8 protein-coding genes and 1 tRNA gene are annotated in these 12,486 nt (G+C 37.2%); 3 read left to right on the top strand and 6 right to left on the bottom strand.

The annotated features are described in order from the left end of the window. The first annotated feature begins 325 nt into the window (after nucleotides 1–325). The gene (locus tag ACPDG9_RS15240) at nucleotides 326–1,159 is read left to right on the top strand and encodes a hypothetical protein (RefSeq protein WP_430528576.1); all 834 of its coding nucleotides are present in this window, start codon (nucleotides 326–328) and stop codon (nucleotides 1,157–1,159) included. 165 nt (nucleotides 1,160–1,324) lie between these two features. Here ACPDG9_RS15240 and ACPDG9_RS15245 read toward each other — a convergent pair whose 3' ends face one another. The 6 genes from ACPDG9_RS15245 to ACPDG9_RS15270 form a co-directional block, all read right to left on the bottom strand. Then, nucleotides 1,325–2,074: a glycerophosphodiester phosphodiesterase gene (locus tag ACPDG9_RS15245; protein ID WP_430528577.1), complete on the bottom strand. Its 750-nt coding sequence runs from the start codon at nucleotides 2,072–2,074 to the stop codon at nucleotides 1,325–1,327. A 192-nt stretch (nucleotides 2,075–2,266) separates the two neighbouring features. Then, nucleotides 2,267–5,404 (bottom strand): S41 family peptidase, encoded by a 3,138-nt coding sequence (locus ACPDG9_RS15250; protein WP_430528578.1) that lies wholly within the window; start codon nucleotides 5,402–5,404, stop codon nucleotides 2,267–2,269. 167 nt (nucleotides 5,405–5,571) lie between these two features. Then, nucleotides 5,572–6,885 carry a 30S ribosomal protein S12 methylthiotransferase RimO gene (gene rimO / locus ACPDG9_RS15255; RefSeq protein ID WP_430528579.1) on the bottom strand — a complete coding sequence of 438 codons (1,314 nt, stop codon included), beginning with the start codon at nucleotides 6,883–6,885 and terminating at the stop codon, nucleotides 5,572–5,574. A gap of 188 nt (nucleotides 6,886–7,073) precedes the next feature. Then, complete coding sequence (locus ACPDG9_RS15260; protein ID WP_430528580.1) at nucleotides 7,074–7,925, bottom strand: hypothetical protein; 852 nt, start codon at nucleotides 7,923–7,925, stop codon at nucleotides 7,074–7,076. 106 nt (nucleotides 7,926–8,031) lie between these two features. Further along, entirely contained in the window at nucleotides 8,032–9,573 is a 1,542-nt protein-coding gene (locus ACPDG9_RS15265; RefSeq protein WP_430528581.1) for an OmpP1/FadL family transporter, read from the bottom strand. Between the two features lie 23 nt (nucleotides 9,574–9,596). Beyond that, nucleotides 9,597–10,661: a hypothetical protein gene (locus ACPDG9_RS15270; RefSeq protein ID WP_430528582.1), complete on the bottom strand. Its 1,065-nt coding sequence runs from the start codon at nucleotides 10,659–10,661 to the stop codon at nucleotides 9,597–9,599. Between the two features lie 103 nt (nucleotides 10,662–10,764). Here ACPDG9_RS15270 and proS point away from each other — a divergent pair, with 103 nt between their 5' ends. Further along, the gene (proS, locus tag ACPDG9_RS15275) at nucleotides 10,765–12,240 is read left to right on the top strand and encodes a proline--tRNA ligase (RefSeq protein ID WP_430528583.1); all 1,476 of its coding nucleotides are present in this window, start codon (nucleotides 10,765–10,767) and stop codon (nucleotides 12,238–12,240) included. Between the two features lie 77 nt (nucleotides 12,241–12,317). After that, nucleotides 12,318–12,389: transfer RNA gene (locus ACPDG9_RS15280), tRNA-Glu, on the top strand. Nucleotides 12,390–12,486 lie beyond the last annotated feature (97 nt).

The following is a 12,486-nucleotide window of genomic DNA, read 5'->3' on the forward strand; positions in this document are numbered from 1 at the left end:
CGAATTACTCATTTATTTGAAGCAGCATAACTATTTTGGTTATCGTGATTATCCGGAGATAATCGAAGAGATGCGTATGGAGCATGGAATGTGGTAACTAAAGGCTCAGCGGAAGTTGAGCTTTTTAGTATCAGCCTATAACGCTCGAATAGCACGCAACAACGCCAAGATGAGCGAAGGAAGAAAAGGCGTGAAGAACTACTTTTAACAGCTAAAGTTAGCTCTTGATCCGATCAAAAAAAGATAGCAGACTTAGCTTACGGAGGAAGATTTGGAAATAATAAGAAATCGTAAAATTTAAATAATAGCATAAACTATAAAAGCCATGAAAAGAATAATTTACTTATTTGTAGTTGTGTTTGCTATGCAGAAAGTTGAAGCGCAGCAAACACAAAAGATTAAAGTGTTAGATTCGATAAGCATAAAAATCTATTTGGATTCTAAACCACAAAAAATAGAAGATTTTAATACTAAGACAGCGCAATACGTTGAGTCTGAGACACAAATATTTAAGTACAATAAACAAGGTAATCTCATTTATATTAAAACTAAAAAGGAAGATGGCGAATTTTGGATTGACATACAACGCGACAACAAAGAAACAATTGTAAGTATAGTAAGAAACGAAGAATTTGAAAACAAAGGTACAGCCAGCCTTACATACAAAGACAACTTACTGCAACTATTGACAGAAGATGATTGGTTTACTAAAGACTCAACCCTAACATACTATGCTTATGAATACAACAAAAGTAAGCTACCCAACAGATTAACAAAGACATCTACTGATAAGGATATTACTCCTGACGTATATCTATTTGAATATAGTAATAACCAAATAAAAACAATAGACAATAATTCGGTTGTAACAACTTATACTTACGACACTAAAAAATATCCTTTTAGTTCACAACCAAACTATTGGGATATATCATTTAATGAGCCCTTAGTAAGCCTTTTTATGACCAACTATGTTCAGAAAAACAACTTAACCAAGGTGGAAGATAAATATGGAATATGGACTTTTATTCATACATATAACAGTAGTAACTTACCTGTTAAAACAATTGCTATCGTGTATTACCCTAAAAAGGGCAAGTACTGGCCTTTCTTTAATGAATATCAATACCACTATAGAGAAATTAGTATCAAAGAATAAGAACGTTGGTAACTACCTATCAGAACTCGCCTTATTAAATTTCGTACATCTGAGTCGCATATAATAGATTTTATAAGGAATAGGAGTATCCGTATAAAATGATAACTATATCATACTAAAAGGTCAGTTATGTCTTGACATAACTGACCTTATAAAGCAAATAACTTAAATTCGTTCAGGGTAGTTGGTGATGATACCATCTACTTTTAGTTTTTTCATGCGTTTAATATCTTTAGGGTTATTGACCGTCCAAGGATATATTTTTAATTTTTCTTTTCTGATTAAAGCCGTATTCTCTTCGTTGAGGAGTTTGTGGTACGGATTAATGGCTTTGGCTTGGATGCTCAATGCAAATTCAATTGCATCTTCTGGCTTTTCCTCCGTTAAAACAGCTAAAGGCAAGGCAGGATCTAAGTCATAGGCAATTTTTAGCTCCTCCCAGTTAAAGCTAGAGAGAATGAAATCGTCATAGGTCCAACCGCGTTTTACAAAATTTTGAATAATAGTATAGGTGTCTGCAGCTGTATTACTTCCTTTTAATTCAATATTGAGTTTTGCTTTTTTATCGATTACATCAATAACTTCCTCTAGTGTTGGTATTTTGTATTTTCCATCAACTAGCACATCTTCTAATTCATCTAAGGTATAACTTTCGATATCGCCTTTTGCATTGGTGATTCGATCCAGTGATTGATCGTGAAACACCACAAGCTCACCACTTTTTACTTTGAAAACATCAATTTCAATCATATCACATTGTAAATCGATGGCTTTGATCACAGATTCAACCGTATTTTCTGTAAGATGTCCCATTGCCCCTCGATGACCTATGCGCAAAGGTTTTGATGATTGGGCGATGGTTGTTGTAGTGATTACTGTACAGAGTAAGGATAGAAAGGGTGTTCTAATATTCATAGTCAACATAAAATTTAATGGTTGTAAAAGTGAAGAAATTATACGGAATATACATTATCTCCACATTATGGTAGTGTGAAAAAATGTAAAGTAAGCTTCTTCAAGTTTACCTATCGATAGGCTTAATGTAGTGAAAAAAGACGAAAAAAGAGAACTTTTAAATCAAAAAGTTCTCTTTTTTTTAAGGAGTGACTAGGGTAAATCATTTAGAATTTCTTGTACGGCTCGCTCTAGCTGTGGATCTTTTTCTTGTAAGCGATCCATGAAAGAGTTTTTGACATAAATATCTGGTGCCACTCCTGTTTTTTCTAAATTATCTCCTTCTAACGTATAGGTGCCCCAAGAGGGTAGACGATAGAATGACCCATCAACTAAAGATTTGCCAGAAGTGAAAATAATCCAACGATAGGTTTCTTGTCCTATGATTTTTCCCAATTTTAAAGCCTTAAATCCAGCAGCAGTCATTTCTGCATCGCTGAGTGAAAATTCATTGATCAACAAGACAATAGGTTTACCACTCGGACTAAAATTACTTTGCATGGTTAGTTTTCCTTCTCTGTATTTCCACTGTAGATAGGGGCGTTGTGCTAAGAAATTTAGTACTTTATCGTGTACGTTTCCACCTGTATTAAAGCGAAGATCCAAGATTACTCCTTCTTTGTGATGCTCTTGCTCCACCATATCCAATAAGAAAGAATCTAATTCAGAAGATCCCATGTTCTTCATATAGCTATAGGCTATTCTATTGTTACTCCATTCGTTAACGCGTTGCTTGTTTTGATAGATCCATTCGTCGTAAAGCAATCCTTTTTGGGTTGAAAAAGTGATTGGATGTAGTTTTAGAGTAAATTCTTTAGTCCCACGCAAAAATGTTAATTCTATTTCCTCCTGTGTAGGAGCAAAGGTAAAATAGGCATCTCTATTTTGTTTTGGATCAATCTTTTGACGATTCACATGGGTTAGCATATCGCCTTTTTGCAGGTCAATATCTTTAGTTGCAGCAGGTGATTTACGGATTATTCGCTCTACGGTATACGGATTACTCGCAGCAAATACAATTCCTGTTTCCACAGTATTGTAATCTAGTCTCGTTTTCTCTTCCTCTCCATTTGAGGTAAAACCCAAATGCGATGATCCGAGTTCTCCTAGCATGTCGTTGAGTAAAATGCGGAGGTCATTTCTGTTGTTTAAATGCGGAACAAAAGAAGCAAAGTACGTTTTCGTTTCTTTCCAATCTAGACCATGAAAGGTTTCATCGTAAAAGTTTTCTTCAACACCTGCCCAAGTTTCCTCAAACATTTGTTGGAACTCATCGGCTAGGTTTTTCGTAAAGGAATACTTGATATTGATCTTTTCAGGTGTTCCCTTTTCCAATGCGAATTTATAAAGGTTGTTGCCACTTAGTGCATATAATGTTTTGCCTTGTTGTTGGATTAATCGAACACTTTTGTCAAATACCTTTTCTGTTTTCGCTTCTTCAAATTTCTCATATATCTTGCGATACAAGGTATATTTTCCATTCTCTTGGTTGGAAGAGTAATACACATACTCTTTTTTGTCATCTTGAAAGACGGCTGGTGTAGTTTGATTGCCAAATAGATCACTGACTAATTCAATGCGATCTAATACATCTTGGGTGTTTATTTTTACAACAGGAGTAGCTAGAGCAGGAGTAGTCTTTGTTACCTTCGCTTTTTTAGTGTCTTTCGTTTCTTCTTTTTGAACCGTAAATAATTGATCAAATTGATCCGACTTGAATGGATCTGCATACCAATCTAAAGCAAGGCGGTAAATACTTGCGTTTTGCATACCCATAGGGTAAGAAGGGTTGATACGGTCACTCGTAAAGTAGATATATTTCCCAGAAGGAGACCATACCGGGTTCGTTTCTGAAACCCCCGTATTTGTTAGATTAAGCGTTTCATTTTTCTTGATGTTATGGATGAAAATATCATCTTCGAAATTGCGTTTTGCTGTAAAAAGAATATAAGCCCCATCAGGAGAAAAAGAAGGGGGAGTACTCTGAAAGGCCCATATTTCATCCTTGACAATCGTTGTAGAGGTAAAAGTCTGTAAATCCAACAGGCGAATTTCATCACGTCCGCTCGTGTAGACTCCTTGGGTTAGATCCGCATTCAAGGTCAAATCTCGGTTATTTCGAGTATCAGTTGTCCATTGTTTGATGCCTCCTTTGCCATTAGCAGAAGCGGTAAACCAATTTTGATATCCTTGGTATGTCTGACTAAAAACTAGGGTTTCATTGTCTTTCAACCATTTGACCTCCATCGCCCGTTCTTTACCATCTGTTATGGGTTGAATGTATTTTCCTTCTATATCCGAAACAAAGATCATTCCTCTACTGATGAAAGCTATTTTTTTACCGTCAGGTGAAATATCAAAAAAGCTAATAGCATCGGCTACAGTAAACGTTTGTTCTTTTGCTAGGACGGGATTGGTTGTAAGCTTAACGTCAATTGGGCGGACTTCATTCTGTTTGGTGTCGTACACAAATAATTGATAGTCTTTTTCAAAGATTACTTTGCTTCCATCAGCAGATACATAGGGCTTTTTTATGGAGGAGGTAAATTCTGTTAGCGCTATTTTCTTTCCATTTTTAAAAGTATAAAGATTGTAATGACCATTATTTTCGTCTGAAATAAAATAAATAGTACCTTGTTGGTCTACAGTCGGATTAAAGTCTTTTCCGTTGTAATCAGTATATTGTTTAAAGCTTTTATCTTTGGGATTGTAACCTAAAATGTCTGGGTTATTTTCTCCCTTATAACGTTTGCGTGTTACTTGATTGGCACTTTCTGTTGAATTGGTAAATAAATATTCCCCAGTGGGAGTCTCTACAAGTCCATTGGTATTATTAAAATAGTTCGTAAATAGAGGAGTAGGTGTACCTCCTTTTCTGCTCATTTTAAAAGAGGCATAATTGTTGTATGCATTTCCAGTAAAATACAGTGTTTCACTATCCCAACCCCAGCTCTCCATTTCATCAGCAGCTTGGTGAAAGGTTAGTTGTTGAATAGGTCCACCAGTAAGAGGCATGACAAAAACATCTTTGTTTCCGTATTGATCAGAAGTAAAAGCAAGCCATTTGCCATCTGGTGATACCCTAGGGGTTGTTTCATTCCCTGGTAATGCGGTAAGTCGTAAGGCTTCGCCCCCTGTAGTGGGAACCTGCCAAAGGTCTCCATCAAAACTGAAGTATGCCATTTGTCCATCTGGACTTAAAGAAGGGGTTGAAGTAAAGTGAACGTTAGGTTGTCCCCAGGCTACTGAAGTCAAAGCTAGGGTTAGAAGAGAAATAGTATGTTTGATCATAATCGTATATTTTTCCTAAACTTAAAACTATTTTGTGCAACCCCCAAGTCGTTTTTGTGTGAGGTTTGTGCTTTGTGCAGTTTAAGCAGTTCTTAAAAATGAGCTATAACGTAGATCTTCATCAAAAAAAAAAGAGTCATCTCAAGTAGAAATGGCTCTTTTTTATATTAGTTTGCAGGACTTCCGTATAAATCGAATTCAGTTGCCTCATCAATGGTGATATTGGCGAATTCTCCGATTTTTAGGTAGTGCTTAGTGGCATCAATTAAAACTTCGTTGTCAACATCTGGACTGTCAAATTCTGAACGACCGATGAAGTGATTTCCTTCTTTTCTGTCGATAATACAACGGTAGGTGTTTCCAATTTTTTCTTGATTTAATTCCCAAGAAATCTGAGCTTGAATTTCCATGATCTCATTTGCACGAGCTTGTTTCACCTCTTGTGGAACATCGTCTTCTAATGAGTATGCATGTGTGTTTTCCTCATGAGAATAGGTAAAACAACCCAAACGCTCGAAACGCATTTCTTGTACCCAATCTTTCAATATTTGGAAATCTTCTTCTGTTTCACCAGGATATCCAACGATTAAGGTGGTGCGAATTGCCATTCCAGGTACTGCAGCTCTAAAGTCATTCAACAATTTTGTTGTCTTAGCTTGTGTAGTACCGCGACGCATTGATTTCAGAATATTGTCTGAAATATGTTGTAGAGGAATATCAATATAATTACAAATTTTAGGTTCGCGTTTCATCAATTCTAATACATCCATAGGGAAACCTGTTGGAAATGCATAGTGTAAGCGAATCCATTCGATTCCTTCAACTTTAGTTAAGTTTTCAAGAAGCTCAGCTAAATTTCTCTTTTTGTATAAATCTAATCCGTAGTAGGTTAGATCTTGAGCGATCAAGATTAACTCTTTTACGCCATTTTTAGCTAAACTTTCTGCTTCCTTTACCAATTTTTCAATGGGTTGAGAAATGTGTTTTCCACGCATAATTGGAATAGCGCAGAAGCTACAAGGACGGTCGCATCCTTCAGCAATTTTTAAATACGCATAATTTTTAGGTGTCGTTGTTAAACGCTCTCCTAAAAGCTCATGACGGTAATCTGCTCCCAACGCTTTTAAAAGAAGAGGCAAGTCTGTTGTACCGAAATATTGATCCACATTGGGAATCTCTGCTTCTAAATCTGGTTTGTAACGTTCCGATAAACATCCTGTTACGAATACTTTGTCTACAAAACCCTGTTCCTTTTTATCTACGTATTCTAGTATCGTATTTACAGATTCTGCTTTTGCATTGTTGATAAAACCACAGGTGTTGATCACAATAATATTAGCTTCGTCGTTTGTCGCTTCGTGTGTCACGTCTTTACCGCTAGCCTTTAATTGTCCCATTAATACCTCACTGTCGTAAAGATTTTTAGAACACCCTAGGGTTACAACGTTTATCTTGTTCTTTTTTAAAGATTTAGTTCTCATTTGTTTGAAAAAAATTGGACTGCAAAAGTACATTTTTTTTCTATATAGCGAAGAAGCTTTTTGAGAATTATAAGAAGTGTTGCGGTTATCTAAATTGATTCCGTTTTAAAAAAGAGAAAAGAAAGGGAATAAAAAAAGTGACTGACTCGAAAGAGCAGTCACTTTTATAGCGTATATAAGGAGTGTATTTACAGTTTGAAAATTCCTCCAAAAGCAATCACTGTTTCACCAAACCAGAAATTGTGGAAAGCTTTGTCTTTTTTACTAGCCGTAGTACGAACATCGTACATATCAATGAAACCACCTTTTAACTCTGCCTGAACAAAGAAATGTTTAAAGAAGGTTACGTTGAGCCCCGCCTTAGCAGAAAAACCTAATCCAGAAACGTGAAATTCATCGTAGCGTTCTTTACCTAGAAGTGTAGTGTTCGTTTTAGGATAGATGATTCCAAAACCAAGACCTTCTGTAACGTTTACCTGAATTTTATCCGTGTTGTAGATATTGAATAATTTAGAGATATCATCCACGCGGTTTATTTCTACATTCAAGTAGTTTAATCCATCGGTGTGTTCAAATTTTAGGAATTCTTCGGTTAGTTTTACTTGATCCGGGTGTCCTGCAACTTGCTCTCCGTAACTACCTTCACCGTAATATTCTCCCGAGTAATTTACCGTTTGATTTTGACGCATTACATATTTCATGTGATCTACTCCAATCGAAATATTGTACTTGTCTGTAATAAAGTACCCAATTCTCAAGTTAGTTTGAGGAATCGTCATACGACCTGGATTGATATAATCCACATGCCATCCTTTGGGCTTGTCATCTGCTTTTACATCCTTGATCGTAAAGTCGTATCCTTCCCCTCTAAAGCGAATGTCTGAATTGGTAAAGTATCCTCTATTTCCTCCCCAGTATACATAAAATTTACCTTTGTTTGAGGCTGTGTAACGCAAAGGTGTAGTTGTTGTTTCTTGTGCAAAACCTATTGAAGTTGCCAATAAACATACACTTGCAAAAAGTTTAAAAAAGGCTTTCATTAGCTTGATTTTTTGATTTCTAAATTGTGGTGCGAAAATACAATAAAAAAATCTCTTTAAGAGTTTATCCTTAAAGAGATTAATAGTATTTAAGATTCTAATTGAATTAGAAATTGATGTTGTACGATAAACTAATCCAGTTTTCTTTCATTTTCCAAGTCGCATTGTCATACAGATTATTTACTTTCATATCCAAGACACTTGTTTTATAATCACGAGCGGAATGGGTATAGGATAAATCTAATCTAGAGTTACCGAATTCGAATCCAATACCAGCGGAGAAACTGTTTAAGTCACCCGTGTATTTGATTGTTTTGTAAGGACTTTCTTCATATCGATATCCCGCTCTCAAGCTTACTTGTTTGATGCGATACTCCGCTCCGATACGCAACTCGCTTGCCGCTTTCATTTCAGTATCGTAAAATTGATTCAACTGACTATAGGCAGGATCATTTTTAGGTCTAAACTTAGTATTGCTGTGGTCTCTAATTCCATAATCCACACTGATCAATCCTTTTTGATCAAATACATAAGCTAAACTTCCTGTATATTTTGCAGGAGTTTGCAGCTTGTATCGATCATAGATATTAACTACTTGAGGATAGGTAAAGTTATCCTTATTATCGAAGTTCGTCGCTTGAATCCCTTGTGTCAATTCGTCATTTAAATTGTACCAAGTGGGAGATTCGTATGAAATACCAGCTCTCAATTGATCGGTAACTTGCCCAATAACACCTAAGTTAAACGAGAATCCCGTACCATAGGTGTAGAGGTAGTTTGAAAACTCAATGCTTCGAATCATATCTTTCTCTAAGGTATTGTGATTGTACTCTACCGCATGAGAAGTCTGTGAATAGTCGAACAGGTGAAGATTTAAATTACCCCCTACAAAAAGGCGATCACCTAGTTGAGCTGAAAAGTTTCCTGAGAATTTACTGTTATAACCACTTGAGCTAACGTATTTTCCTTGTGTATAGGCATTGGTTGGGCCTCCGTAGTTTCGCGTGTATTGACCGTTACCATTATCATCAGGGTTGATTAAAAACGCTCTATAACCTAAGTAGGTTTGTTGTCCATCAAAACCTGCGATGTCACCCGCATTCATATAGCCATATTCGATATTAGGGTCATTGCTCAAAACCGCATGTGGTATTCGATTATTTGAAGCGATTTGGTAAAAGTATTCTCCTAGTGAATTGGTTTGTCCTGTACCTAAAACGCGATAATCGTTGTATAGGTTATTACTTCCTTCATAGTTGAAACCAACAGTGAATTTCTTCATTGTAGCGGTAGGATCATCTGAATTAAAAACGAAGATCGCGCCCACTTGTCCGATGTCAAGTCCACTATAGCTTTTGGACTCCCTATTGTTCATATAGGTTGTCTTGTTGCTTTTGTTGAGGTAAGACATGCTGAAAGAAGCTTGGTTGTAGTTGAAGATGGCCCCACCCGCAGGGTTTATTTTCAAGGCTGATAGATCACCTCCGACTGCTCCGAAAGCACCGCTCATCCCTCGGAATCGAGCGGTCCCATTCATGTCAGACTCTGAATATCTTGAGATATCAAGTGGATTGTTTTCCTGTGCATAAACCCCTAAAGTAAGGAGAGATGCTCCAAATCCAAAAATAAATTTATTTATATACATCATGTGTTTTCAAAAAATTAGAGAAATTATCTACTGCGAGAACTGCTGCTACTTCTACTGCTTCCGCCTCCACCACTATAGCTGCTTCTAGAACTTCCAGACGAGCTCGAGCGGCTATAATTTCCCGATGAGCTCGAGCGGCTGTAATTACTCGATGAATTAGATCGGCTGTAATTACTCGATGAATTTCCTCTGTTGTAGTTACTAGATGAGTTTGAACGGCTGTAGTTACTCGATGAATTTCCTCTGTTGTAGTTACTAGACGAGTTAGATCGGCTGTACGTATTATTCGAAGAACTTGGTCGACTGCTGTTGTAAGAACCTCTGTCGTAGCTATTACTTGAGTTGCTACGAGAATAGTAGTTGTTACTAGATGTCGGTCTAGTTCCTTGACTATTTGATCTCGAGTAGTAGCTATTGGAATACGAGTTAGTATTTGTTCCATTCGATCTCGAGTAGTAATTCGGATTTCTTGAACTAGTCGTATTGTAGGAAGATCTAGAGTAGGTTCCATTGTAGGAAGATCTCGATCCGTTGGCATAGTACGCATAACGTGGGCTAGAATAGTATGGATAGTGGTAGCCTCCGCCATAATATGGATAGCCTCCATAGTAGTGGTTATGCCAAGGACGGTAATAACCACCCCAGCCCCAGCCGAAACCAAAACTCCAACCCCAACCACCGCCGTAGTAGTACGGATCGTAGAAAGGATCATAATATCCATACCCCCAATACGGTCTGTAAGGATTGTTATAATAGTTGATTTGTATGCTGGTAGGTTCCGTACCCCATGAACCATAACTAACAGCGCGATTCGGTTGATTGTTTAAAATACTGTCGTTTACGGGTGAGCTATAGGTATTTACATCAGTAAAGTACTGCATGTCTTGATTCAGAGATGCAAAATAGTTTTCATAATAAGTACCAGAGTCATTAGCCGTATAAGGGTCTGTCTGTGTGCGTTGACCATAAATACCATCTTGATTGTAAGAGGCATTGTGATATGAGCCACAGGAAATAGCGAATCCTCCTAGAAGTAAGAAAAGGCTGATTCTTCTCAGGTTTATTGTTTTTTGAAGAATTGTAGTCATTTTCGATGGGATTTTAATTGTTGTTAAAAACAAATTTAGTTACTTTTGTGGAATTATTATAGTTAATTAAGAGTTAAACAACTTAACTGCTAATATATTAAAAATGAGCAAGAATATTACTAAGAGAAGTGAGGACTATTCGAAATGGTACAATGAGCTTGTTGTAAAAGCTGATTTGGCCGAAAATTCGGGAGTTCGAGGATGTATGGTTATCAAGCCATATGGCTATGCGATTTGGGAGAAGATGCAAGCAGAGTTAGACAAGAAGTTCAAAGAAACTGGACATCAAAACGCGTATTTCCCCTTATTCATCCCCAAATCTTATTTTAGTAAAGAAGCAAGTCACGTGGATGGATTTGCAAAAGAATGTGCTGTTGTAACGCATTATCGTTTGAAAACGGCAGAAGACGGAAAAACGATTGAGGTAGATCCAGAGGCTAAGTTAGAAGAGGAGTTGATTGTTCGACCAACATCAGAGACTATTATTTGGGATACGTATAGAAAGTGGATTGAATCTTACCGCGACCTGCCTATTTTAGTTAATCAATGGGCTAATGTGGTTCGTTGGGAGATGAGAACGCGTTTGTTCTTGAGAACAGCGGAGTTTTTATGGCAAGAAGGACATACAGCGCATGCAACAAAGCAAGAAGCAATTGCAGAAGCAGAACAAATGCTAGACGTGTATGCTGATTTTGCGGAAAACTTTATGGCTATTCCTGTGGTAAAGGGATTCAAAACAGAAAATGAGCGTTTTGCAGGAGCAATTGAAACGTATTGTATTGAAGCGTTAATGCAAGACGGTAAGGCCCTACAAGCGGGTACTTCTCACTTTTTAGGACAAAATTTTGCCAAAGCTTTTGACGTGAAGTTTACAAGCCAAGAAGGAAAACAAGAATACGTATGGGCAACCTCATGGGGGGTAAGTACACGATTAATGGGAGCATTAATCATGACACACTCAGATGATAATGGCTTGGTTTTACCACCTAATTTAGCGCCAATCCAAGTGGTGATTGTTCCTATTCACAGAACAGATGAACAATTGGAGGAAATTCGCCAAGAGGTAAAAAAAGTAACAGATCAATTTAAAAAAATAAATATTTCGTTTAAGTTTGACGATCGTACCACGTTCAAGCCAGGATGGAAATTCAACGAATATGAGTTAAAAGGAGTGCCTTTGCGTATCGCAATTGGTCCAAAAGACCTAGAAAACGGTACATTTGAAGTGGCTCGTCGCGATACATTTACAAAGGAAATTGTTGAAAAAGACAATATCGTTCGTTATGTACAGGAGATGTTAGATGAAATTCAAACGAATTTATTCGACAAAGCGAAGACATATAGAGATTCTCACATCACCGAAGCGAATTCTTTCGAGGAGTTTAAAGATTTGTTAGAAAATAAAGGTGGATTTATTTCTGCGCATTGGGATGGTACAATAGAGACGGAAGAAAAGATTAAAGACTTAACTAAAGCTACAATTCGCTGTATTCCAATTGATAGGAAAGAAGAGAATGGGGTTTGTGTGTTAACGGGGGCGCCTTCTAAAGGAAGAGTCTTGTTTGCAAAAGCCTATTAGAAATAAATTTTTTTGTTTTTTCTCTTGCGGGTTTGAAAATATATTGTACTTTTGCATCCGCGTTAGATAAACAAAATGGTCCGTTCGTCTAGGGGTTAGGACGCCAGGTTTTCATCCTGGTAACAGGGGTTCGATTCCCCTACGGACTACAAGTTCTTTGGAAGCTAACGCATTTTGGTCCGTTCGTCTAGGGGTTAGGACGCCAGGTTTTCATCCTGGTAACAGGGGTTCGATTCCCCTACGGAC

It is taken from the genome of Myroides sp. C6-3, assembly GCF_050522425.1.
Taxonomy (GTDB): Bacteria; Bacteroidota; Bacteroidia; order Flavobacteriales; family Flavobacteriaceae; genus Flavobacterium.